Raw genomic sequence first — 23,901 nt, forward strand, 5'->3', positions numbered from 1 at the left:
GCCAGCGTCGTAGCCGTCCCAGTGAGTCCGCTTCGCGATCGATTACATGAACAGGAGTTCGTGGCAGATCCCAGCCGTTGGAAGCCTCGGCCATTGTCGTCTCAAGCTGGTCGAGATGGTGCCCCTCCCACCGCGGAGGTTCCTTTGCGGTGCTGTGCAGAGCCTCGCTCGTCTTGAGGTGGATCTGCATGGGAGCCAGCGTGATTCCGGTGTCCGCCTCGACCAACAGGGCCGTCGTCAAGTCGTAGCCGATGTCCGTCTTGTGGGTGAGCTGAAGCAAGTCGCTCTTACGATTGGCGTGGCTCTTGTAGTCCAGCTTGCACCAATCATGGGCGACCAAGACAAACTTGCTTTGGCTGCTCCGGCAGCCATCTCGACCAAGCTTCCTGAGTGGCTCGATAAGTTTCTCAAGCGAAACCCGGTCATTCTTCAGGAAACGCCACAGGTTCTGACTGGCCGAAGTCGTTTTCTCGACGTCCACCGAGCAGTGAGGCCCGGGGTTGGACCTTGTGGCAGCCTTCATATGCGACTTAACCTGTGTGCGATACTGTGTTTGCAAGCGTTTTTCCAACGCAATTTGAATCCCATCCGGCAATCAATATCAAATCGATCGATTTGTGTAGACACCAATGCCCTTTGGGGAGGTCAGAGTCGGCGGTAGCCGGCTCTCCGGTGGGGCTCGCTGTGTTAGAAATAAAGCGTGCCAATTCCAGGTCCCTAGCCCTCCCCGGCCGCTTCGTGCGGCCGACCCTCCCGGAGGGAGGGTGAATCAAAATTCACCTCCCCACAGGGGAGGTCAGAGTCGGCGGCAGCCGGCTCTCCGGTGGGGCTCGTTGTGTTAGGGAGTGCAGGTTCATCTTGCAAACGACGGCAGCAGCCTAAAACAGCTGCGAAAGATCGCTCGACAATTGGCTCGCTTGGTGCGACATCGCGGCGTTCAGCAGCTCGATCGCCACTCGCGACTCGAGCGTCACGCCGGCACGAACGCCGACACAAGGGTCGTGGCGTCCTTTGACCAATTCAAAATCGATCTCTTCCAAGTTCTTGCGCACCGATTCTTGCGGCTGATTGATCGTCGAAGTCGGTTTGAATCCGACCTGCATCACCAGTGGCATTCCGGTCGTGATCCCACCGATCATGCCGCCGTGGCTGTTGCGGACATAGCCGCTGCTGCGGATCGGGTCGTTGTTGTCGCTGCCGAGTCGCTCGACGACCTCGCGTCCCGCGCCGACTTCGCAGGACTGGACGGCATTTAGCCCACCCAGGGCGCCCATCAAGCGGACTTTCAAACTTTGGTACAGCGGATCGCCCAGTAGCGGAGGCACATTGACGGCGACCACTTCGACCATCGCCCCGAGCGAATCGCCCTTCATCCGTGTCTGTTTGATCAACTCGCCCGCTTCCTCGGCGAATTCGGAATCGATCGAATGGATGGTCGCCGAGGCCAATGAATCTTCGAGTTTCGCGATCGTGTCGGCCGCAATCGGTTTCCGCTGTCCGTCCTGCATCAACTCGGCAACTCGATTGGCCAAACTCTGTTTTGCCTTCAGCGATCCGACTTGCGAGATGGACGACAGGATCACGGTGCCGAATTTCTCGGCCAACAAAATTCTCGCAATCGAGCCGCCCACGACGTCCGAGATCGTGGCTCGGTAGCTGGATCGGCCGCCACCGCGGACATCGACGAACCCGCCGGATTTATGGAATTTGACGAGATCGGTGTGTCCCGGGCGGACTTCGCCGGTGGGGCCAGCGAACTGGGTGTAATCGCCTGACTTTTTCGAGGTCGAGAGCACGATTGCGGCAATCGGTTCGCCGGTGGTGTAGCCCTCTTCGTACGCTTCGCTTTCGTAGGTGTCGCCGTCAAGTTGGACCGTGACCTTGCCGCCGCCGAGCAATTGATCGGTGTCGTTTTGGAATAACCCCGACAGAAAGACGACCTTGTCTTTCTCGTTACGTGGCGTTCCGTGCTTGTTTCCGCCTGGGCGTCGGCGGTCGAGGTATTTTTGCACCTCGACGCGGCGAATCATTTGCCCCGCCGGGCAGCCAAACACAATCGTCGTCACGGCTGGACCATGCGATTCGCCCGCACCGGCAACGCTGAATAGAGGACCGCCAAGAATTTCCATCAAACCAATCTCAACCCAAACAAGCAAATAATGAAGACGTCTGCCTGTTATCGTCGCGAGTTCGTCGCGATCTGTCGACCCAGAGTCCTAAGTGATGTGGGCTCGCCATCTAGTCTCTAGCGCTCGCGGTATGGGGCCCGTCCGGTTGCAGCGCAAAAAACGTTCGGGTTTCGACCGGGCGACTTGCGCCGCACCGAATCCTAATCCACTCGTTTCATGCTCAATTGTAGATGGCCATGCCCAATTGTAGATGGCACTGGGCGGTGCGGCCGCAGCCCACCGACGTGCAAAGCCTCTATGGCGTCGCCACGCTCATGTCGTCGATCAGGCGGCCGACGTACTTGCCGACACGTGGCGGTGGCTTTTTCAACGATCGTGGTAGCGCCGCGATCTGTTGTTTCAGCTTCGCATCAAGCGGAGCCCCCATGTCGATTACATTCAACGCCTCGATGGCAGCGAAGTGCCCTACGGTTTCGACGTTGGCCAATTCCAATAGCCGCTCGGTCGCGGCTTGCTGCTCGGCTTTGCCTCCGATGATTTGGATTGCTTCACACGCCGCGATCGCGACGCTTGGCGATTCGTCGTTCATCGCACGCTTGACCGCTTGGATTGCTGCGGGCGTGGTTGCGTTGCGAAGTCCGATGCCGCGGACCGCCCAAAAGCGAATCACCGCCTCTGGGTCAGCCGAAAGCTCGATCGCTTTTTCGCTGCTCATGTCACTGTCGACGTCCGTCGCGTCCAGCGCGGTTTCAGCAAGACGCGTCATTAACCCGGGATGGTTCAATGCAAATTCGCGAGGCGATTGGTCTTCCGCGACCACGCGGTGCATCTCGGCTTCGGGGAACATTCCCATGTCGCCGGTTTCAATCATCCAGCGGTGAACGGCATCTCGCATCATGCTAACTCGATCCGCGTGTGCTGCGTCGCCAGCAAGGTTTTTGACCTCGTCGGGATCACTTTGTAAGTCAAACAATTCTTCGACCGGTTTGGGCTGCCAGAACTTTGCTTGGTCCTCGTTCAATTTGCCTTCATCAAACATCTGTTTCCAAATGCGAGTGGTGGGCGTTTGGAACATGTAATCGACATGTTTCAAGTACGGACGCTCTGGATAGAAATGTCGCATATAGACATAGCGGCCATCGGTACAGCTACGAACCATGTCGATACGCTCGTCCATTCGTCCACGCCAGCCGTACAAGTACGGTTTTGCGGGGCCTGCGAACGATCCTGCGAACGGAACGCCCTGCATGTTCGCCGGTGGTTTTACCCCTGCCAAGCTGATCACGGTCGGAGCCAGATCGACGAACGAGACCAATTGAGCCGACTCGCCACCGGGCATGTAATTCTTGGGGGCAAGCGAACGAAATTGCTCGGGCACATGGACCAACAAGGGGACACGCAATCCCGAATCAAACGGCCAACGCTTGCTGCGAGGCATCCCGCTGCCGTGGTCGCCGTAATAAAAGATGATCGTCGAATCCGCGAGCCCATCCGCTTCGAGGTCTTTCAAGACGCCACCCACCATCTTGTCCATCTCGGTCAACTTGTCGTAGTACTGGGCCCAGTCATGACGCACCTCGGGTGTATCCGGGTGATACTTAGGAAGAGGGGCTTTGGCAGGATCGTGTACCAAGGTATGCGGACGTTTGCGAATCTGGCTTTCGTGGCTGACGGTGAAATTGATCACCGACATAAACGGCGTCGCCTCGGTTGGACGACTTCGCCATGGCGATTTGCCGCCCCCCTTTTGCCAGCCCGCGTCGTCGTTGGCAAAGTTGTAATCGGTTTTGGAGTGGTTGGTGCAGTAATAGCCCGCCTCGCGAAGCACTTGCGGATACAGTTTCACATCGGCTGGCAAACGAACCCCACTTCGCATGTGGTGGCCGCCCAGGCTGGTTGCATGCATACCGGAGATAATGGTTGTGCGGGCCGGAGCACAGACGGGGGCGTTGGACCAACAATGTTGAAACCGCAACGACTTTGCTGCCAAGGCGTCGATATTGGGTGTGTCTGCATAGGTGTCGCCGTAACACCCCAATTGCGGTCCATTGTCCTCGCTGGTGATCCACAGAATGTTGGGTCGCGTTGGCTCCGCTTCAGCACGTTGCGTTGTCGATAAGGCCGCAGCCATGCTGATGCCGATCAGCAGGCCGCGAATCAAGGTGTGGGGGGGCATAAACAGGTCGCTTCGGGATGGGAGGTGTTGTAGGATCAGGGATCAAATCAAAACGAGGCTCCGGCTCAATCATGTCGTGCATAGCGACATCCAAAAAAAGGACACCCGTCGAGTCGATTTTTTTGCGATCGAGCGAGTCTTTTCGGATTGGCCGGATTTAGGAAAGTTTTCGGAACGCTCTTGTCGAAACAATTGTATCCCCGACACGTTGCCTTGTGTTTGCCGTGGCTACCATGACGGGGCTTTACGGGTGATTGTACTCCATTGACTTGGGATTTCCACATTGCCATGGACCCGATTTTGATGCGACTATTCAGATCATTCGTGATAAACTGATTCCTAGAGTCTCACTTCTGGCAATTCGGTGTCAGTTTGTTCGGGGATGTCGTGGGAAATAGGCGAATACTTTTAAAGTACTAAACGTCAATCTGCGTTGGGCAGCAGGGGAACCGAAGATGATTAATCTAGCAACCTACACCGTTCAAACCGTCCATGGTTTGAAGGATACGTTTCAAGTCAGTGCCAACGGAACGGTCGATACCGGGCAACTGTTCGTAACCGGGCCCACGTCGTCATCGACGAAGAACGCCCCGGCTGCGAATGAGCAGACTCGTGAGCCTAAACGGGGCGAGACGACGCCCAAGCAGGCTCGCTAATCGAGGCCGCCTGAGGCTTCGAAAAGAGTCAGGGCATCCACGGTTGGTTTGACATCGTGAACGCGGATCACTTGCGCACCTGCTACGGCCATCGCCAGGGAAACACCTAGCGTGCCCGCCGTACGGTCGGCATTTTTGTCGCCGATCCGATTCCCGATAAAGCCTTTGCGTGAATGCCCAATCAATAAGGGCGAACCGAGCTGGACGAATCGACGAGTCGCACGTAGCAGCATCAAGTTGTGCTGGTGTGTCTTGCCGAAACCGATCCCGGGATCCAAACATACTCGGTCTCGGCGGATTCCAATCCGTTCGCAGCAACGCAGTCGCTCCTGCAGATAGTGCTCGATCTCGGCCACGACATCGTCGTAGCGTGGATCGTCTTGCATCGTTTGCGGCGTTCCCCGCATATGCATCACGCAGACTCCGGCGCCGCGTTCCCGCGCCAACTCTCCCATCGACGGATCGCCTTCGAGCCCCGTCACGTCGTTGATGATCTCGGCGCCGGCATCGAGAGCCCGCTTGGCGACTTCGGCCTTGGATGTATCGATGCTGATCGGAATCGTTAGCTGCCCCGATAATTGCTTGATCACCGGCAACACACGAGCGATCTCTTCTTGGCAATCGACCACGTCGCTGTACGGTCGTGTGCTCTCGCCGCCAATATCGATGATCGCCGCCCCATCGGCTTGCATTTGCAGCGCCGCGGCGACGGCAACGTCGACGCATTGGTGACGCCCCCCATCGGAAAAACTATCCGGGGTGACATTCAAAATCCCCATCACCAGCGGAAGACGGCCAAAGCTGAGTCGTCGTGTGCCAATGTCCCAGTGATCGCACCGCTTGGAATTAACCGGGGAGTGGGAATTGGCCCTGTCACTGGAGTTGGCCCTGTCACTGGAATTGGCCCCGTCACTGGAGTTGGCCCTGTGATCCGCTGTATTATCGGGGCCGTTGTCCGAGGCCGAGTCCGTTGCAGACATTAACTTGAGATTGCCATCACGTGTGCTGAAGAGAATTGCGACGCGTTCCTTGACGGAACGTCGCTGCATTCTACAACGGATGGGCTTACCAACGAAGTTCCATCTGAGAAACAATTCGCTGGGCAAGTTTTTCGATCGTCGCTTGCATGGCCGTATCGATCGACTGGCCCGCTTCGGGCACAAGTCGCGAGTCTTGGCTGAACGAGATCACCGAACCGCTGTTGGGAGCGACGGTGTTCTGGAACAACTTTTCGCCTTGACGGCTGACCCAATCCGCTCGCGCGGTCAGCGTCGCGTCGAGAGCACGCGGATCATCCGAGCTGGTTTCCGACAGCACGTTTTTGTTTTCGCTGGTCAAGACCACCAACAGCGTGCTGTCGGCCCCAGGGTCCGAGACGACTTTAAACGGCGTGCGACTTTCAATTTCGGTCACGATTGCCAGTGACAACCGCGGCCCCAGGTCGTGACGAAACGTTTCGTTACGAACGATCGGAACGTGCACGGTGCGAACATCCGATCGGTACAGCGACGAAGGGCCGTATTGATACAGCGAACATCCGCCTATGATCGATAGCGATAGCGTGATGCCCAGCAACAGCATGCTGCGAACAATCGCGTCGATAGGTTTGACGATTCGATTCACAGCCGTCGTTTACCTTAGCAGGGTGGGACTATCGGTCTCGGGATTCTCTTGGCCGTTGTCAAAGGTGGTTTCCAGCGGCGTGGATGCTTTGGAGTCCGGGAACACCGTCGTCAGCCAAGCAAGTTGCGGCGTCGGCACGTCAGGCAGTTTTTCGATCGCTGCCAATCGAGTGCGAGCTGTCTCGGCATGTGGAGTGTCCTGGTGCGACTTGAGCAGCTCGTTGTAGTAGTAGCGGGCGGCACCATACTCTTTCTTGTTTTCGCGAAAGCGAGCTCGGGTGGCCAAGCGTTCGGCGCGATGAAAGGAGATTTCCGCGGCAGCACGGGCAAGAATGTCAGAGTATTTTTCGTCACGCAGTTTGTCGGGGAACCGAGTGCGAGTTTGCTCGACAATCTTGTCGGCTTCATCCAGCACCAAACCACTGTAGGCAGGCCCCGCATACATCTCTAGCTTGCAGCGGATACCGAGCAAATGGGCGAGGAACAAGTGCTCGCTATCGGTGTACGTTTCTCGCAAATCGGTGAGGAATTCGTCGGCTTTTTCAAATTTGCCTTGGCGAATGTGTTCCGCAGCGGCGGCCATGGTGGCATCGTCCGCTAATTTGCCGGTCGGGTCGTCGTAACGAATTTGATCCAGCACACGAATGGCATGACCGTCGGCGTCCGTGATCGGGCGTTTGTGGTCAGTCAGATTCAAGAACTTCCACTTGCCTTCGGTCGCTTTTTCGGTGTCGATCCAGTATCGCGAGATGCTGAACAAGCGAGCGGTGATGCGGTCGTTGTGGCGATTGCGTGGATAGGTTTTTTGCAGTTCCGTGTAGGCTTCACTCGCCTCGTTCAAGCGATCGGCAAAGAACAAGCTTTCAGCTTGCATAAACATCGCGTCCTGCTGCAGCGCAGTACCCGGCGATGCTTCGTTGGCTCGGCGAAACAATTTGGCTGCCTTGTGAAAGGTTGCCTTGGCCTCTTCGTCGTTCATCGTCTCGGCTTGCCGGAAAACGGTATCGCCTTGCTTGTAAAGGTCTTTCGCCTTCGTCACGTTTTCCTGTTCACGCATCGTGACAAAGTTCACCACGCGAGTTGTATTTTTTCGTGCGGTGTCGCCAAACGAATTGGTTGCCGAAGCTTGGCGAACGCCCTCTTCATCGGGCACGTCATACAGCGCCGACTTCGATGGAAATAAACTGGGCGGTCGCGAAAAGGATTGGCATCCCACCGTCCCGCCGAGTGTGCAAACCGCGATCGCCGTGGCAATCCAGCGGGATGTGCCGACGAGACGCAGCATCGCTTGACGCGTGATGCGATCCTCGGAAGTGAGAATCCATTGACGGATCGAATTTGGTAGCAATAGATGCATGGTTTGGTCGTATCGCTTCATGCGGTCGGTTCCGTAGGATTCGAGGCAGACGGCAGGGTCTCGGTTTGCACCGACTGCGGCAGCAAGTACTGCGTTCGGGGCACTCTGCCCACGATCGTTTGTATATATCGGCTCATCACCGCTCTTAGCTCCCCATAAACGTGGGCGGAAACCAAGGTTGGCAGCGACGTTTTGGAATCGACCAAGTCTCGTAATTGCTGAATCACCACGTTGCGAACGGAAATCAATTGATGCTGGCGCGGTGCACAGTTGGCACAGACGATGCCTCCGGTCGCCAATGCAAACGGAATCCGCGATGCCGTCGTTGCCATCTCTTTTCCACAGTCCGTGCAGCGATCGGTCCCCGGCGCGTGGCCAAGCAACCGCAGCATCTGGGCTTCGTAAAAAAGGATGGTCGAGGCAACATCGCCGACGCCATCAATCTGGTTCAAGACTGAAATCGTCAAATCGTAAACATCAACATGAGGGTCATGGTCATCGGTCATCAGCCGCAATATTTCAGCGACGTAGTAGCCAGCGTAAACGCGAGCGAGCGAACGATCGGCCCCGCGAAAACGTCGATGCAGTTTCGCTTCGGTCAATAAATCGAGCGCATCGCTACTCTTACGATGAACGACTACACGACAAACGGCTAACAGGTCAAGCGAACCTTCGAAGGGTCCTTTGGGCCGCCGAGCCCCTTTGGCGATCGCCGATAACCGCCCAAAGTCGCGTGTGAATAGCGTCACAACGAGACTTGTCTCGCTAAATTCCGTAGTGCGAAGAACAATCGCATGGCTTTGGTCGGCCGCCACGGGACTCGCCTAGGGTTGGTGGTTCAGAGTGAAAGAAGAAAAAAAATATTCGCAGCCCCCCTGCCCGTCTACAATTCGCCTCGCTCACCGAGCGATGATAGCAATTCGCTCATTTCGGCGGCGGCATGAGCGTCGCCTTGGCTACGCGCCTGGTCGATACCATCACGCAAAAATTTTCGTGACTCGTCCAAACGCGTGGGATCTTCGAGTGCAAGGTCGGCTAGGATCTGACCCGCCATAAAAAACGCTGGCACATACGGAGGATCGTCGTGCGTCAGTTCCTCTAAACGTCTCAGACTCTCAGCAAAGTCGCCTTCGCTTTTGTGCTCCATCGCCAAGCTATACCGCAGAAACGTGTCGTTGGGCTCGTCTGCTAGCATGGCTTCGATTTTTTCGCGTCGACTCATGTCGTTCTACTTTTTCGCTGGTTCGGGGGGACGGCAGACAGGAAGGGATATGACGAGACGCAATTGTAACGCTTGGGAAATCGGGCGGTTAGGTGCCCTTGTCGGCGTGTTGGTTGTACCGGCCCCACCCCCGCGATGCAAAATCGGCATAACCGTCAAATTTTATTGGACCACGCTGGGCGAAAAAGACGATGAATCCAAAGATCCAATTTCCTTTCTAAAATCGTGAGATGTAGGCATGCGCGGCAATCGCAAAATGCTAGTGGCTTCGAAGCTATTCGCCATCCCATTTGCCTGTTTGATGTCCTCCGCAGCGATGGGGCAGAGCCCAACCGCGACGCAGGCGGCGTTTCAGTCGACGGGGCAAAGCGGAAAAATTGCTCAGGTCGCTGATCAGCAAACGAAGCAGGCTCCGACGAAAACGGCACCTAATCTGTTCTATTCGCTTGCTGCAAACAACTCACACAACCAGATCCAACACAATACCGAGTCGCGAGGAATCCTCAGCGGATTGTTCGGTCGGTCTTCGAGTTCCAACTCGACATCGTCTTCGCATACCCAATCGCGTACGGCGTCGACGAGCCAGGCAACTGCCGATCGTGCACCTGCGGATTGGAGCGGCATTCCGTACCATCGTGGTACCACCGCACCGGAAACCGATACTCGTACTCCGATTCGCGACCCTCGCCAAGGCAGCACCGCGCGTGTGATTCGCGGCCGTGCTCCGGCACCGCTACAGGCTAGCCCGGTTTCCACCCCCACCGCCTCGTCCCCGAAAACAGCGTCCCGCGTTCCCACGCCGCCATCGGACTCGGTGCTGGTGAATCGCGATCGTAGCGAAGCTGCCGCAGCCCGCCCTACGACCACTCGCGTCATTCCTCGCGAAACCTTCAGCCACACAACGCACGACACGAACGCGTTGTCGAGTGAAACAAGCAGTCGCCGCAGCGGACGTCGTTCGCTCGAAGCCCTCGATCCTGCCGAGATCGCACCGGCTGCGAAGTCGTCCAGTCCCGCCGCGACGGCTGCGAACACTGCGGCTGCCAAGCCAACGCCAGACCTTGTACCTAAAGTCGTTCGCCGAGAAATTGAATCAGCGGAATCGGTCACCGAGACCAAGCTGGCTGCGAAAACGAAGGCCAGCGTTTCAGAAAGTAACAGCTCGGGATCGAGTTCGCGTCGTGGCAGCGGTGCTGGGGCTTCAGCCAAGGTTGCCGCCAAACCGGTTCCAACCCCGTCGGCCGAATTGCCCAAGCCAGCCGTCGCCAAACCAGAAGCGGCACCGCCACAAGTGGCGGTGAACCCACCCGCGGCGACTCCGGTTCCAACACCGGCAGCAGCACCAACACCAACACCGGCACCGGCCGTCGCGAAAGCTCCGGCCAACGTCGTCGCACCGACGGCTCCTACCGCGGCACCCGCCTCGCTGGGAATGCCCGCTGCTGCTGCGGCACCATCCAGTGCCGTCGCTACGGTTCCAACCCCGTCGGCCGATTATCAAACTCCGGACAGCCATCTTGCACCGAAGTCGTCCGCTCAAACGATCTCGCATCGTGCCGGGCCTCCCGTCAGTGCATTTGGACCTAGCCAATTGGTGCCCACGCAAAGCGACGCCGCTGCCGCCAGCCAAATCATGGCTCCGGTTGGTTCCGGACTCGTTGGTCCATCCACTGACAATGCGGATGCGTCATCCAGCGGTGGTGACGGCTTCAACGTACGAACCGAAAAAATGGTCACCTACGGTCAACCCGTCGGTGTTCCACAGGTGGCCGATGCTTCGTCAAACTCGGTGACAAAGCCAACTCGACTACACGATATGGATAACTATGGTGGCAACTCAGACTCGTCGACCGGTAACTACTCTGGCGACAACTTTGCTCAACCTCGTTACGATTCGCAACGTGCCAATTCGATGCGAACGGGCACGAGCCGATCGGACGGCTTGGATTCACAGCGTGAGCTGATGCAGGGCCAAAATTCGACCGCTTCGGAATTGCCAGGCATTCGAGTGGTAACGTTTGGTCCAGGCGAAATCATGATCCGCCAAACTCAGCAATACGAGATTCGTGTCGAGAACCGAGGGGCGATCGATGCCCAAGGCGTCCTGGTCCGTGCGATGATCCCTGATTGGGCCGAGATCCATGGTCATAACGCCTCACAAGGCCATATCGATAACCAAACCCAAGGCAGCTCGGAGCGTTTAGTATGGACGATTGATTCGTTACCAGCCGGTTCGGTCGAGCGAATGTTCGTGCGATTGCGAGCCGAGCGAAGCGGTACCCATGACTTGGACGTCGATTGGACGATGACGCCTCAGCACGCCACCGCGACGGTGCGGGTCCAGGAACCTCGCTTGGATCTGACGATCGAAGGACCTGAGGAAGTGATCTATGGTCAATCGCAAACCTACACGGTTCGCGTTTTGAATCCCGGCGATGGAACCGCTCCTAACGTGGTCTTCACGCTGTCGCCTAACTCGGCAACTCCACAAACTCAGCGAATCGGTGACATTCCTGCGGGCAAAGAGGCTCAATTCGAAGTCGAGTTGACTGCCCAAGACCTCGTCGATCTGAAGATCCACGGCATGGCATCGGGAGACCTCGATCTTCGTGCGGAAGCCGAAAAGACGATCCGAGTGGCCTCGGCCAAACTCGAAGCGGTGTTGACCGGTCCCGAATTGAAGTACCAAAACACTGAATCGCTCTACAATCTGCAGGTCCAGAACACCGGTTCGGCAATCAGCGAGCGAATCGTTGCGACGTTGCAATTGCCAGGCGGTGTGAAGTACCTCGGCGGACTCGAAGAAGCTCAGCTTCAGCAAGGTGCTCTGAAGTGGCAGATCAATGCTCTGGCACCCGGTGCGAGTCGCAACTACCAATTCCGCTGTAACATGACCGCCACCGGGGATCAACGATTTATCTTCGATTGCAAAGGCTCCGCTGCAGGTCAAACCGGCGTCGCACTGGCAACCCGAGTGGAATCGATTGCGGACCTGGTGTTGACCGTCAACGACCCGCCTGCCCCGGCTCCGATCGGTGCCGACGTGACTTACGAAATCATCGTGCGAAACCGCGGCAGCAAAGAAGCGACCGACATTCGTGCACTGGCTCAATTCAGTCACGGTATCGAACCAAACAAGATCGAAGGCCAAAGTGGCGAGTTGCTGACCGGACAAGTCTTGTTCGATCCAATTCCTCGCATCGGGGCTGGTCAAGAGGTTCGCCTGCGAGTCGTTGCTAAGGCAGATCGTGCGGGACACCATCGCTTCCGCACCGAAGTTCGCTCGGGTGACACCGTCTTGGTGGCTGAAGAGGCTACTCACTACATGAGTCCTCAAAGCGACCGAGTGAGCCGGCGCAGCACAGACGTGCAAACGCGCTAAATCCATCGGATCCGAACCGATGGCAGACGAGTGATCGGCAACGGTTTCCGTTGCCGCAAAACATCGCCGCTGCAAAACGACCCGGTTCGTGCGGAAGTAGATGGCAGTGGCCGCTACCCAAAGTAGATGGCATTGGGCGTTTCTCCACCGGGGGATCGAGAGCGAGAAACAGACTTACGCTTTCGCTCGCTCCGCATCATAATGATGAGTGCCTCTCCCTGACCCCGGGGCAGATGGCTTCTGCGAAATCGATTCCCCACACGATTTGAGGCACTCATGCAATTGTCCCTTCGACTGCTCACGTTGATGTTCCTCTTCTGCGGTGCGACAGCGGTTGCGGAACAACGTCCCAATTTTGTCATCATCATGGCAGACGATCTCGGCTATGGTGACCTCCGCTGCTATGGTGCCACAAAGATCCAAACACCGAATATCGATGCGTTGGCAAACCAAGGCATGATGTTCCATGATGCTCACGCCGCGGCTTCGGTTTGTTCACCATCACGCTATGGGCTGATGACGGGACGTTTGCCTTGGCGACTTCATCGCAAGGGAAATGGGTATCGACTCGAGAGCGATCGCATGACGCTCGCCTCGTTGGTCAAGTTGCACGGGTACCGCTCTGCCGCGATTGGCAAATGGCACCTTGGATACGGAAAAAACTGGGAACATCCGCTGAGCCCTGGGCCGCTGGAAGCCGGTTTTCACTATCACTTTGGCGTCCCCACCAATCATAATGACCAATATCGTGCCTTCGTCGAAAACCATGACTTTGTCGGTCTGGTTCCCGGCGAAAAGTTACGCGTCGTCGCGGGGCAACCGTTTCCCTCGGGACTCGCAAAACCACGTGTGGAAGATCAAGTTGATTCGGATTTAACGGCAAAGGCAATCGAGTTCATCCGAGAGAACGCAGGACAGCCCTTCTTTCTCTACTTCACGCCCTGTGCGCCGCACACGCATATAACCCCTGCGGCACCGTTTCGTGGGACAAGCCAAGCGGGGCTGCTTGGTGATTACGTGCAGGAACTTGATTTTCACGTAGGCGAAATCATCGACACGCTCGACGAGTTGTCTATCGCCGACAACACCCTGCTGGTCTTCACCAGCGACAACGGCAATAGTCCGAAAGATTTCAAAGGCACGCAAAACGTCGAGCTGAACCTGGCAGTCGATTCGCATGATATTCGCGACAGATTCAAAACGGCCAAGCAAGACGCGAGGGCACTTGGGCACCTTACCAACGGTCCATGGCATGACGGAAAAGGCACGCCCTACGAAGGTGGTCACCGGGTTCCGTTCATCGTTCGTTGGCCAGGCAAGATCAAGCCTCGATCGGAATCGACGCAGCTACTTTGTTTGACCGACATGATGGCCACCTTGGCCGAGATCCTCGATTCCGAACTGCCTGAGGACGCGGGCGAAGATTCGTTCAGTATCGTTCCGGCATTGCTCGGTACCGATCCCAACACACCGCTTCGCGAGATCGCCTTTATTCAAGGCGACACAAAAGACAATGCGATTGCGATTCGCTCCGGCGACTGGAAGATGATTGCGTCCACCAGCGATGGGAAAAAAGTCCATGAGCTCTTTGATTTGTCTCAGGACAAAGCAGAAACCGAGAACCTGGCTAGCCAAAATCCTGAAGTCGTCCAGCGGTTGTCTTCGGCGTTGGCGAAAGCTCGCGCCGAGGGACGAACGCGACCGCTGCCCTAGTCGTTTTGCTTCCGCGTCTACTCTTTGACTTCGATGAACTCGAGAGGTTGCGTTTCGCTGACATCGGCAACGCGGATCGCAAGTTCACCGGCCAACAGTTTGCGGAACGACTTGCCGACAATGTCGCCTCGCCATCCCTTCAACAGCGATGGCTCGGGATCGTTTTTGCGATGTTCCAATTCGTAACCCAACAATTCACGGACATCGTCCGCGTTTCCGACGATCGGCGGCGCGAGTTTGTGTTGCCGACTGATGCATGCGATCGACGTCGATAGAAATTGACTTAACATCGGTGAAACCGAGCGGCGGGTGCCACGCGGACGACGCGGCAGATCCTCGTCCGGCGTGTCCAACGCGACGCGAATCGCCTCGGCAATCGCTTCGTATTGGCCGGTGTAACCGCGTCGCTCGAGACCGCGGATGCTGCGGATCTTGTCAATGTTCGTTGATGCTTTTTTGGCCAATTCGACCAGCAAGTCGTCACGCATTACCCGACGTGGAATTCGGTCGGTCTCGCGAGCACGGTCTTCACGCCACAGCCACAATTGGCGAACCGTTTCTAATTGACGAGGGTTTAGCCCCGACGAACCGCTGACGCGATGCCAATTTTCGCGAGTCTCGGCGTCGATGACTTTCTGCTGCAAGTTGGCTGTTTCTTCGGCGACCCACGTTTCGCGATTCAGATCACATACCATCGTGTTGAGTTGTTGGTACATGTTCTCGAGATCCACCACGTCGTGCAGCGCGTAGGTGATCTGATCCTTGCTTAACGGGCGATGCCGCCAATTGGTTCGTGTTTCGCCTTTCGGTAGCGACTTGCCCACCAATCGCTGGACCAATGTCGCCAGCGATGCGGGGTATTCCATCCCTACAAATCCGGCGGCCAATTGGGTGTCAAACAGACCGGCAATCGGTTTTCCAGAAAAGCGATAGCAAAAACGAATTTCTTCGCGAGCGGCGTGTGCGATCACGATTCGCCCCGGCTGAGAAAGGACCTCCCAGAATGGATCGGTTGTTTCCACCCGATAGGGATCGATGATCGCCAAGCGGTCCCCAAAAGCGACTTGAATCAAGCACAGTTCTGGACGGTAGCTATCTTCGGATACAAACTCGGTATCAAATCCGATGAAACGGCATTTGGCGATCTCTTCACAGAGAACTTCGAGCTCCGCGTGATTGTTGATGGACTCGTACTTCAAAACTTGGCTTTGAATGTTGAGGAAAGCAGTGGTTTGATAACGTTAGGAGTGTCGACTTTACCCCCTTTGGTTGTGATCGCCTATCCGGTTTATGCTGCAATCGTGCCAGTTTCTGCCTCTCTTAAAAGCGAAAGTGTTGTTCTGTGACGGATCTGCTAGTCAGTGTGAGGGACGATTTTGAGTTTCGCGAGGCGGTTGCCGCTGGGGTGGGGATCATTGACTTTAAAGAGCCAAGTCGCGGTGCGCTCGCGGCGGTCGACCCCGCAATCTGGCACTCGGCCGCACAGAGGATCGCCCCGTTGGCGGGGGGGACTCCGTCGATTCACCCAAGCGACGCCGGTGCGATTGCGAATGATTCGGCGATCCCAACGCGACCGCTGCTTTCCGCCGCACTCGGCGAAGCCGCGGATTGGCAGGACGTGGTGTCGCAACTGCCCCGAGCGTTTCATTTTGCCAAGATTGGCCCATCGGGAATCAAGACGCTCGCCGCGATGAAACAGCTGTGGGAGTCCGCGTCACAGTGCATCGGACCGACCACCGAATTGGTTGCCGTCGCTTATGCCGATAGCGAGTCGGCACAGTGTTTGGCGGCGGAACAGGTGTTCCAGCTCGCCGCTGAATGCGGGTTTCGTCGCTGCCTAGTCGACACGTTCAGCAAAGATGGACGCTCGTCGATCGAGCATCTCGGTTACACGCGGCTCCGGACGCTGGGCCGCATCGCGACACAGGCGTCGATGAAGTGGTCGTTGGCAGGATCGATTCGTTTAACGATGGTGGACCGGCTTGTTTCAGAGCGTGTATTTCCCGATTGTTACGCGGTGCGTGGCGACGTGTGTCGAACGGATCGGACCAGTCGGTTGTGTCCGTCGCGATTGCAACCTTGGGTCGACCGTGTATCGACTTTGCATCCACGATCACTCGGCCCAATCGAGTCCCGTTAACGAGATCAGACGGTCTTCGAAATGGCCGATCAATCCGCCAACCAGCATCCACTCGTCACGCGAGCGCAATTCGATCTCGCCGAACTTGTTGATCCGCAAGATCGAATCGCCGTTGACGCCCGATTCATGCATCTGCTTCAGATCGATTTCGCCTTCGTTGACAACGTCCAACAAAGTTTTTCCTGTTAGTTCAATAAATTGCATCTCAGGTCCTCAACATAAGATGACTTCCGACAAAGTGGATTCGGACAGCTCTTCTCATTGAATCACACAGTGTAATTCAGAACGCTCCGAATCCATCATTGCTTGATAAGATTTGCAAATCAGTTTTTTCTGTATTGACTTTCTCCAGCGGTCTAATTCTGAAGTCGTTTCAGCGTTTGTTGTAATTGTGCGATCGTGTAATCGATTGACGCGACGCGGCCCTCTTGATCCAACACCACAAGGAACGGCATCGATACCATCCCGAACCTGGCCGCGACCTCGTTGGGAACTTCGGCGGTGGCGGACGATTCGGCTCGATAGCTGGAAAAGTTTAATTTGTTTTGTCGGACAAACTCCGCCACTGGAGCTCCGGCAGGATCCAAGTTCACACCGACGATAGCGATATCGTCAGGCGATTGTTCTTCGAGATCTTGCAAGTGTGGAATCAATTGCAACGATTCCGGAAACCCCATCGCCCACAGCGGCATCAAGACAATTTTGCCGCGATAATCGGCGATCGATAACTCGCCGCCATCGATTGATTTTAGATCAGGATCAAACGTTTTTCCAATCGCGTCGACGCGTGATTTTCGAGCATCGATCGCCAGCTGAACTTCTTGCCCCGTTGCGGTGTTGGTGTCGGGAAATTGTTCTTGAAGCTTGTTGTAGGTTGCCTCGGCAAGGTCTTGTTGATTGAGGCCTTCGAATTGAAGTGCCGCACCCGCAAGGTACTGCACCGTTTGCAGGTCTGGCGATGCGGTGAGCAGTGCTTGCACAGCATCGGTCCACTTGTCCGTGTCGATCGATTCACCATCGATGGCAAGTTGGAGCAAATTATCGATTTCGTCGAACTGAACATTGCCAGCCAATTGAGCCGCCATCTTTGCAATCTGCGGATCAGACGAGTCGGCGTACAGTTCGATGATCATATTGCGAACCGCTTTGGCTTCGGCGTCATGATCAAATTGAGTCAACACTTGGCGAGCTTGTCCCATCACCATCATCGCGGGGATGTCCGACGATGCGTCAGAGTTTGCTAAACCTTGGACCAGCTGGACAATCCGTTGCGGTGCATCCGCTTCGCCGTTTTGTAGCGACTCGATCGCAAAACCGATCAACACCAATCGGCTGTCGGTCACCAATCGAGAATCATCCGAATCGAGATTCGCGGTGGCGAGTTTCTCGAGCTCCATTGCCGATTTCAAATCCCCCAACGCGGCAAGGTGCGAAAGCGACTGCAGTTCGCCGCGTGCACCATCACTGCGAGCATCGGCATTGGCGTCCGTGTGATTCTGCAAGCGTCGCGCGGCCTCGAGTTTCATTTGAGAAATTCGCCGCATCTCGGCAAACGCTTCTTTCGGATCTTGGATACCCGATGCGCCACTTGCAATCGCTTGGATGTCGCTATCGGCGCCGGCTAAAAATTCATGGAGCTCATCGGGAGTCAGGTTCGCTCGCAATTGACGACGTTTAGGATCGACGCTGTCGTTAGCCCCAGCGGGATCGGCCATCGTCAACAAGTTCGGTGCTTGGTTGTCGGGCTGCGGAGTGCCTACGGGAACTGCTTCGCCTGCTGGAATGGCTTCGCCTGCTGGAATCGCTTCGCCAACCATTGCGGACTTGGTCGCAGCAGTCGACTGATCGGGAATCGCAGCGGGTGAAGTGGGGGCCAGCGACTCGCCCTTTTCAGCGGCATCGCGGGCCGTCGCTGCCGCATCCGCCCTGCCCTCCCCTGCCCCGGCTGCATCCGTCTCATTTACATCCGGCTTGGATTCCCCAGGCTGCGTGAGCGGTAACTTCGCATCATCGGTCGCTTTGGATGTATCCGCCGTCTCGCTGTCGCTGCATCCCGAGGACATGCCGGCAATCAGCGCAAGCGAGAAATAAACGCTGTAGCAAAGCGAACGAGCGAATCGAGGTGAACGTGAGCGGAACCAATGTGATCGCGGCATAACGGTGAACCAAAAACGAAGCGTGAGCTAAGGGGGGGGAGAGCGATGCGTTGAGTAAAGCAAACAACAGTCCTGATTTTAGCACTCTGAATCGGTTCTGTCGGCAGCACCACCCGACAAAGGAGTACGGTCACTCCCATCCGCTGAAATTACGACTTTCGGTGGCGACTTTTACGCTCGATGCGATGCAGATCCTCTTCTTGGGTCAACATGCCCCAGCGTAATGCCTGATCTTGGTCATATTGCTTGCCCAACTGCAACGCAATCGATGCCTTGGCCATCTCGTAACCGAGATAGAACGCGTGGCTGGCGTCCACGTTGCTTGATTCGGGACACTGCATCAATTGATCAAACAATTCAAAGGGATCGGATCGTTGTAAGTGCATACCCGCAGACAACAAATGGATCGTTTCATCTTGGGCATAGATGCGATAGTTATTGTCTTTCAGCGTTGTGGCAAGCGATTGGAGCATGCTGCTGGGAAACGCTTTGAGTTTTGGATCACGCAGCTGCACCAATGCATTGGACAAATGTTTTGGTGGCACCCGATTTTTGACGCTGTAGTAAACCAATTTTCTTGCTTCGGCGCATTCGCGTACCGAGGTGCGTGCCCAATTGATCACCTCGGTGGTCAACACACTGCGAATACCTAGTTCTTGACAGATACCGAGCAATAAAAAGTTGATGCCTGCCGAATCGACTTCGGTTAGCTCGGTCAAATTACCGATCCCCATCATGATTTCAAGTTCGGGATAATCGCGGCGGGTGTCCGCATAGCGAATCAAACTCGCAGCGAGCCCTGCGCCGATCGGTTCCAAAATGGAGTCCAATCGCATCGGAACTTGATGTCTCGCCAAATAATTGATCGTTTTTTCAAAACTTTTTTTGTCGTCTACTTGGTCCGGAATCACGACCACTTCGGCGCCCCAATCTTTAGCCGCTTCACAATTTGATGAGTTCACCGACAACACTAGCGATGCTCCATTATTAGTCGCTTCGCTCGCTTCCCAAGTGTCGAAGGTATCAACCGAAACTTTTAATCCTGCGTCGGACAATGCACGGATGTAATCGCCGATTGTGTTGCAACGCGATGCAGGGTCGCAACCGAAATCGATCACATCGGCCCCCGCTTCACGCAGTTGTTTGGCGATGTCTAGCACTGTGTCAATCGACATCCGTGGCGCGTGATTGATCTCGGCAATAATCTGAATGTCGTACTCACTCGGAACGACTTTGGGACGCGATTTCCCAAACACCTCTGGAAGGTCCCGGCAGTCTTTTGGACCGCAAATTACCGGTGTTTTTACGCCGTTTTGCAATTCGTTGTAACCCGCTTCGAGATAGCCGGGCACGATCACATGAGTCGTCGGTGTGGGGATGTCCAAGTGCCGCAGCAGCCACTTGGATGTCATCAACGCGGCCACCGTGATTGGCATCACTCCGACGGAATAGGTGAACGAATATTCCTTCGCGAGCGATGCAGCAATCTCGCGCACCGCGTGTTCTGCAAGCCGCCCTGTGACAAAGTGATAATGGTGGTCGGCAGCGGGTTGAATGGTGGTAAGCATGAGTGTGTTTCGAGGGCAGTGAGTCGCTTCGCAAACGGTCTGGTCTACCCACAGGATGACCGTTGCAATGAATCAAGTCGATGTGATTGGGATCATTCTTCGCGATCGGATGACTCGATAATCATGCCAAACGAAGCTCTGAATTTTGCCACCAATAACACAACTCATCTTGACGTGATCGATTCTCTCTTTACAAATTAAAGGTACGAGAGATCCGTCGATCGATTGTTGAAGTAATTTGAACACGACATCCTGTGTTTTAACAACTTACTTCAGTGATTGTCGTGGCCGGGATCTCTCGTTTTTTTTTGCGCTGTTGTATGGGTTGCGAGACGGTTGCTGTGTGCTCGGGTATAGCCTCACTACTTATCGGTTCAGATGATGCGATGCAGGTAAGCAGATGATGCGATGCAGGTAACGTGCCAGGCACGCAACGACAACCACAATGATAAACGTGACGATGCGAACCGCATTGTAGTTGCGATGACGATGGATGATGTTTGCGGATGACGATTGAGAGTGCGATCAAGGTGTTATGGGACGGCGAGTCGATGTTGGCCGTCGAGAAACCAGCGGGACTGTCGACACAATCGCCACCAGGTGCCGATAGTCTTGAGTCGCGTTTACGCACCCAGCTTTCCGATCGTAGCGATTATCTCGCGGTCGTTCATCGACTCGATCGACCCGTCAGCGGTGTGGTGCTGATCGCACTGCGAAAACGCGTCGCCAAACTGCTGTCGGAACAATTCGCAACGCGTAAGGTCGACAAACAGTATTTGGCAGTCGTTGCGGGGGAGATCGAGCCCGTCGAGCCGCTGTGGACGGACTATCTCAGAAAGGTCCCCGGCCAACCGCGAGCCGAGCGTGCCGCCGAAAACGATCCCGAGGCAAAGTTTGCCGAAACCCGCGTCGAAGTCGTTCGTTATTGCAGTGAACACGATCGCACGCTCGTTCGACTGTTTCCCCACACCGGCCGGATGCATCAACTGAGGGTCCAATCGGCACTGCGAGGCCATCCGATCCTCGGTGATTCGCTGTATGGTGAAATCGGTCCTGAGGACGGCGAAAGCGATATTACCGGGGCTGCGGCGGGGCTGCGGTCCCCGAATCAAATGCGAATTATGCTGCACGCCGAATCGATCGCATTTCATCACCCCAAAAGCGGCGTTCGCGTCACGGTTGAATGCCCTGCGGACGAATTGCAGCAAATCGTGTAGGTTGTCCCTCTCGCTGGCGTTAAACGCCGCTGATGACTGCGGTTTGAATAGGGGGAAGTGACGTTTTCCGATTTCGTTTTCGGGTCTCCGAAAGAATAGGAAGGCACGGTCACTGCCGTTCACGCGATCGATGACGCCCTTGATCGACAAAACAAGAGATCTGATGACATCTTCACTGCCTAACGCTCCGCTTCGCATTGGTGCGGTTTCGTATCTGAATACCAAGCCGCTGGTATGGGGGCTGCGCGAGCGTTTGGGGGATCGCGGCGAATTGTCCTTCAATCTTCCCAGCCGATTGGCAGATGATCTGCATTCAGGCAAATTGGATGTGGCCCTGATTCCCTCGGTCGAGTACCTGCGTGATCCCTCACACACCATCGTTTCGGATGCCGTGATCGGTTGCCGAGGCCCGGTGTGGAGTGTTCGTTTGCTCAGCCGCGTTCCGGCCGCCGAAATCAAGCGATTGGCATTGGACGAAGGCAGTCGCACGAGCGCCGCACTGCTGCAAATTTTGTTGTGGGAAATTCACGGCATTCGGCCTGAGATTGTCCCCTTCGCAATGGAACAGACGCCTGAGGCGATCGATGCTGACGCGATGTTGATGATCGGCGATCGTGCAATGCATCCGGCTCCTCGCTGTTACCAAGAAATATGGGATTTGGGTGATCGCTGGTGCCGATGGACTGAATTGCCCTTTGTGTTTGCGATGTGGGTCGCACGTGCCGGGGTGGACGTCGGCGATTTGGCGATTGCGCTCGAAGCGTCGCGTGACGAGGGCATCGCATCGCTCGAAGAGATCGCTGAGCGTGAAGCTGCCGCCCATGGGCTAACCAACGAAGACCTGTACCGTTATTTTGCTGAGAATCTGCATTACACCCTTGGCCCCGACGAACGGACTGCATTGGACGAATTTCGTCGCCGTGCGGTCTCGCTTGGCCTTGTTCCTGATTCAAGCTCCCCCATTGAAACGTCCTAAATCAAGCTCCCTGAATTTTCTGACGACTGAAAAACCATGATCGCTCCTGCCGCTGATAATTCGATCCGTGACATTTTGGATAAAGCCATCGAGGGCCAACGGTTGACCTCGGCCGAAGGGCTGCGTTTGCTCGAAAGCCATGACCTGGCTGCTTTGGGCGCGGCTGCCGAAGCGGTCTCGCGGCGGATGCACCCCGAGCCCTACCGCACCTACAACATCGACCGGAACATCAATTACACCAACGTCTGTACCGCGGTGTGTGATTTTTGTGCGTTCTATCGTGGGCCGAAAAGCGACGAAGGCTACGTGCTGCCCCGCGCCGAGCTGTTGGCAAAGATCGAAGAGACCGTCGCGCTGGGCGGTAACCAAATTTTGCTGCAAGGCGGACTGCATCCGAAATACAAACTCGATTGGTATGAAGAGATGCTCGGCGACATCAAGCGTGCCTATCCCGAGGTGAACATTCACGGTTTCAGCCCTCCCGAGCTGCACCATTTCACCAAGGTCAACAATCTTTCGATCGAAGAAGTGCTGCAGCGACTCAAGGCTGCCGGTTTGGGCAGCATCCCAGGCGGCGGTGCCGAAATTTTGGTCGACCGTGTCCGCAACGAGATCACTCGCGGCAAAGTGATGACCGATGACTGGTTAAACGTAATGCGAGTCTGGCACAAACTAGGCGGCGTCAGCAGCAGTACGATGATGTTCGGACACGTCGAAACGCTGGAGGAGCGGATCGAGCATTTGCACCGCGTCCGCGAGCTGCAAGACGAAACGGGTGGTTTCACTGCGTTCATTTGTTGGACGTTCCAGCCCGACAATACCGAACTGTCTCACATCCCACCGAAGGGCTCGTTTGAGTATTTGAAGACGTTGGCGGTATCGCGATTGTTCCTCGACAACGTGCCGAACATTCAAAGCAGCTGGGTCACGCAAGGCTTGAAAGTCGGCCAGTTGGCACTGCTGTTCGGGGCCAACGACATGGGCAGCTTGATGCTCGAGGAAAATGTGGTCGCCGAAGCCGGCACGGTCCACTTTTTGACACTCGATCAAATTCGTGCGTCGATCGAAGAGCTCGGGTTCGAACCGCGGCAACGCAGCGTCAATTACGAACTGGTCGCACCCGAGCTAGAGCAAAAAGCGATCGAGGCCAATCGCAAACTTGCATCCAAAGACTTGGTACAGCTCACCTAGCACGTTTCGCCGTCAATACTGCATTCAGCAGAGATGGTTGACGATACGAGTCACCTCTCCCGAGCATCGCTGAAGGCTCTGCTCGACCTCTCCCCAAACTTCGTTTTGGGAGAGGTGGCAGTTTGCAGGTCACCTCTCCCGAGCGCAGCATGGGAGAGGTCGGACGGGCCCCATAGGCCTCATCCGGGTGAGGGCCGTCCGCGCAACATCGCTTGTAGTGTGTCTCGACTTCCTCGGTCGCCCCTCACCCGAGCATCGCTGAAGGCTCTGCCCGACCTCTCCCTAAACTTCGTTTTGGGAGAGGTGGCAGTTTGCAGGTTACCTCTCCCGAGTGCAGGAGACTGCTGAATTAGTCGGGGGCCCTGGAAATGCGTAGAATGAGAGGGTGTCGTTTCT

18 protein-coding genes and 1 pseudogene are annotated in these 23,901 nt (G+C 56.0%); 7 read left to right on the forward strand and 12 right to left on the reverse strand.

Annotated features, from left to right (window positions below; translation table 11 throughout):
• The 3 genes and pseudogenes from ABD971_RS28250 to ABD971_RS28260 form a co-directional block, all read right to left on the reverse strand.
• A pseudogene (locus tag ABD971_RS28250) lies at positions 1 to 488 on the reverse strand (IS4-like element ISRba2 family transposase); the annotation flags it as partial.
• Between the two features lie 390 nt (positions 489 to 878).
• The gene (locus ABD971_RS28255; protein ID WP_345327095.1) at positions 879 to 2,129 is read right to left on the reverse strand and encodes a chorismate synthase; all 1,251 of its coding nucleotides are present in this window, start codon (positions 2,127 to 2,129) and stop codon (positions 879 to 881) included.
• A gap of 295 nt (positions 2,130 to 2,424) precedes the next feature.
• Entirely contained in the window at positions 2,425 to 4,305 is a 1,881-nt protein-coding gene (locus ABD971_RS28260) for a sulfatase-like hydrolase/transferase (protein ID WP_345327096.1), read from the reverse strand.
• A gap of 455 nt (positions 4,306 to 4,760) precedes the next feature.
• Here ABD971_RS28260 and ABD971_RS28265 point away from each other — a divergent pair, with 455 nt between their 5' ends.
• Entirely contained in the window at positions 4,761 to 4,961 is a 201-nt protein-coding gene (locus tag ABD971_RS28265; RefSeq protein WP_339937149.1) for a hypothetical protein, read from the forward strand.
• Here ABD971_RS28265 and folP read toward each other — a convergent pair.
• From folP to ABD971_RS28290, 5 genes are all read right to left on the reverse strand, one after another.
• Entirely contained in the window at positions 4,958 to 5,740 is a 783-nt protein-coding gene (folP, locus tag ABD971_RS28270) for a dihydropteroate synthase (protein WP_339937182.1), read from the reverse strand. The two genes, ABD971_RS28265 and folP, sit on opposite strands and share 4 nt — an antisense overlap.
• 286 nt (positions 5,741 to 6,026) lie before the next feature.
• Positions 6,027 to 6,584, reverse strand: coding sequence for an LPS assembly lipoprotein LptE (lptE, locus tag ABD971_RS28275; RefSeq protein WP_339937151.1), 558 nt, complete (start codon positions 6,582 to 6,584; stop codon positions 6,027 to 6,029).
• A gap of 9 nt (positions 6,585 to 6,593) precedes the next feature.
• A complete protein-coding gene (locus tag ABD971_RS28280) occupies positions 6,594 to 7,961 on the reverse strand; it encodes a tetratricopeptide repeat protein (protein ID WP_345327097.1) in 1,368 nt (455 codons plus the stop codon).
• Positions 7,958 to 8,755, reverse strand: a complete 798-nt coding sequence (gene recO / locus ABD971_RS28285) for a DNA repair protein RecO (protein WP_339937154.1) — start codon at positions 8,753 to 8,755, stop codon at positions 7,958 to 7,960. The genes ABD971_RS28280 and recO overlap by 4 nt, the downstream gene beginning before the upstream one ends.
• A gap of 68 nt (positions 8,756 to 8,823) precedes the next feature.
• Positions 8,824 to 9,162 carry a hypothetical protein gene (locus ABD971_RS28290; protein ID WP_008699762.1) on the reverse strand — a complete coding sequence of 113 codons (339 nt, stop codon included), beginning with the start codon at positions 9,160 to 9,162 and terminating at the stop codon, positions 8,824 to 8,826.
• A 301-nt stretch (positions 9,163 to 9,463) separates the two neighbouring features.
• Here ABD971_RS28290 and ABD971_RS28295 point away from each other — a divergent pair, with 301 nt between their 5' ends.
• Together ABD971_RS28295 and ABD971_RS28300 are read left to right on the forward strand one after the other, a co-directional pair.
• Positions 9,464 to 12,544, forward strand: a complete 3,081-nt coding sequence (locus tag ABD971_RS28295) for a hypothetical protein (protein ID WP_345327098.1) — start codon at positions 9,464 to 9,466, stop codon at positions 12,542 to 12,544.
• 276 nt (positions 12,545 to 12,820) lie between these two features.
• A complete protein-coding gene (locus tag ABD971_RS28300) occupies positions 12,821 to 14,257 on the forward strand; it encodes a sulfatase family protein (RefSeq protein ID WP_345327099.1) in 1,437 nt (478 codons plus the stop codon).
• Positions 14,258 to 14,274: 17 nt separating this feature from the next.
• Here the strand turns inward: ABD971_RS28300 and ABD971_RS28305 are convergent, their stop codons facing one another.
• Positions 14,275 to 15,456 carry a ribonuclease D gene (locus ABD971_RS28305; RefSeq protein WP_425571384.1) on the reverse strand — a complete coding sequence of 394 codons (1,182 nt, stop codon included), beginning with the start codon at positions 15,454 to 15,456 and terminating at the stop codon, positions 14,275 to 14,277.
• 143 nt (positions 15,457 to 15,599) lie between these two features.
• Between ABD971_RS28305 and ABD971_RS28310 the strand changes: the two genes are divergently transcribed.
• On the forward strand, positions 15,600 to 16,397 hold the full coding sequence (locus ABD971_RS28310) for a (5-formylfuran-3-yl)methyl phosphate synthase (protein WP_345327100.1): 798 nt from the start codon (positions 15,600 to 15,602) through the stop codon (positions 16,395 to 16,397).
• Here ABD971_RS28310 and ABD971_RS28315 read toward each other — a convergent pair.
• The 3 genes from ABD971_RS28315 to ABD971_RS28325 form a co-directional block, all read right to left on the reverse strand.
• On the reverse strand, positions 16,371 to 16,601 hold the full coding sequence (locus ABD971_RS28315) for a hypothetical protein (RefSeq protein WP_339937162.1): 231 nt from the start codon (positions 16,599 to 16,601) through the stop codon (positions 16,371 to 16,373). The genes ABD971_RS28310 and ABD971_RS28315 overlap by 27 nt on opposite strands.
• Before the next feature lie 152 nt (positions 16,602 to 16,753).
• Entirely contained in the window at positions 16,754 to 18,553 is a 1,800-nt protein-coding gene (locus ABD971_RS28320; protein ID WP_345327101.1) for a TlpA family protein disulfide reductase, read from the reverse strand.
• Positions 18,554 to 18,702: 149 nt separating this feature from the next.
• Positions 18,703 to 20,121 (reverse strand): DUF6513 domain-containing protein, encoded by a 1,419-nt coding sequence (locus ABD971_RS28325; RefSeq protein WP_345327102.1) that lies wholly within the window; start codon positions 20,119 to 20,121, stop codon positions 18,703 to 18,705.
• Positions 20,122 to 20,627: 506 nt separating this feature from the next.
• Here ABD971_RS28325 and ABD971_RS28330 point away from each other — a divergent pair.
• From ABD971_RS28330 to mqnC, 3 genes are all read left to right on the forward strand, one after another.
• Positions 20,628 to 21,338, forward strand: a complete 711-nt coding sequence (locus tag ABD971_RS28330; protein ID WP_345327103.1) for an RluA family pseudouridine synthase — start codon at positions 20,628 to 20,630, stop codon at positions 21,336 to 21,338.
• Positions 21,339 to 21,501: 163 nt separating this feature from the next.
• Positions 21,502 to 22,314, forward strand: a complete 813-nt coding sequence (locus ABD971_RS28335; protein ID WP_345327104.1) for a menaquinone biosynthetic enzyme MqnA/MqnD family protein — start codon at positions 21,502 to 21,504, stop codon at positions 22,312 to 22,314.
• A 36-nt stretch (positions 22,315 to 22,350) separates the two neighbouring features.
• A complete protein-coding gene (gene mqnC / locus ABD971_RS28340) occupies positions 22,351 to 23,505 on the forward strand; it encodes a cyclic dehypoxanthinyl futalosine synthase (RefSeq protein ID WP_345327105.1) in 1,155 nt (384 codons plus the stop codon).
• Positions 23,506 to 23,901: the final 396 nt, after the last annotated feature.

It is taken from the genome of Novipirellula rosea, from assembly GCF_039541335.1.
GTDB lineage: Bacteria > Planctomycetota > Planctomycetia > Pirellulales > Pirellulaceae > Novipirellula > Novipirellula rosea.

What these genes read in the sequence shown, in the direction of transcription:
- ABD971_RS28255 (WP_345327095.1), bottom strand. Translation starts at nt 2,129, where the DNA reads ATGGAAATTCTTGGCGGTCCTCTATTCAGCGTTGCCGGTGCGGGCGAA.
- ABD971_RS28260 (WP_345327096.1), bottom strand. Translation starts at nt 4,305, where the DNA reads ATGCCCCCCCACACCTTGATTCGCGGCCTGCTGATCGGCATCAGCATG.
- ABD971_RS28265 (WP_339937149.1), top strand. Translation starts at nt 4,761, where the DNA reads ATGATTAATCTAGCAACCTACACCGTTCAAACCGTCCATGGTTTGAAG.
- folP (WP_339937182.1), bottom strand. Translation starts at nt 5,740, where the DNA reads ATGGGGATTTTGAATGTCACCCCGGATAGTTTTTCCGATGGGGGGCGT.
- ABD971_RS28280 (WP_345327097.1), bottom strand. Translation starts at nt 7,961, where the DNA reads ATGAAGCGATACGACCAAACCATGCATCTATTGCTACCAAATTCGATC.
- ABD971_RS28290 (WP_008699762.1), bottom strand. Translation starts at nt 9,162, where the DNA reads ATGAGTCGACGCGAAAAAATCGAAGCCATGCTAGCAGACGAGCCCAAC.
- ABD971_RS28295 (WP_345327098.1), top strand. Translation starts at nt 9,464, where the DNA reads ATGTCCTCCGCAGCGATGGGGCAGAGCCCAACCGCGACGCAGGCGGCG.
- ABD971_RS28300 (WP_345327099.1), top strand. Translation starts at nt 12,821, where the DNA reads ATGCAATTGTCCCTTCGACTGCTCACGTTGATGTTCCTCTTCTGCGGT.
- ABD971_RS28315 (WP_339937162.1), bottom strand. Translation starts at nt 16,601, where the DNA reads ATGCAATTTATTGAACTAACAGGAAAAACTTTGTTGGACGTTGTCAAC.
- ABD971_RS28320 (WP_345327101.1), bottom strand. Translation starts at nt 18,553, where the DNA reads ATGCCGCGATCACATTGGTTCCGCTCACGTTCACCTCGATTCGCTCGT.
- ABD971_RS28325 (WP_345327102.1), bottom strand. Translation starts at nt 20,121, where the DNA reads ATGCTTACCACCATTCAACCCGCTGCCGACCACCATTATCACTTTGTC.
- ABD971_RS28330 (WP_345327103.1), top strand. Translation starts at nt 20,628, where the DNA reads ATGACGATTGAGAGTGCGATCAAGGTGTTATGGGACGGCGAGTCGATG.
- ABD971_RS28335 (WP_345327104.1), top strand. Translation starts at nt 21,502, where the DNA reads ATGACATCTTCACTGCCTAACGCTCCGCTTCGCATTGGTGCGGTTTCG.
- mqnC (WP_345327105.1), top strand. Translation starts at nt 22,351, where the DNA reads ATGATCGCTCCTGCCGCTGATAATTCGATCCGTGACATTTTGGATAAA.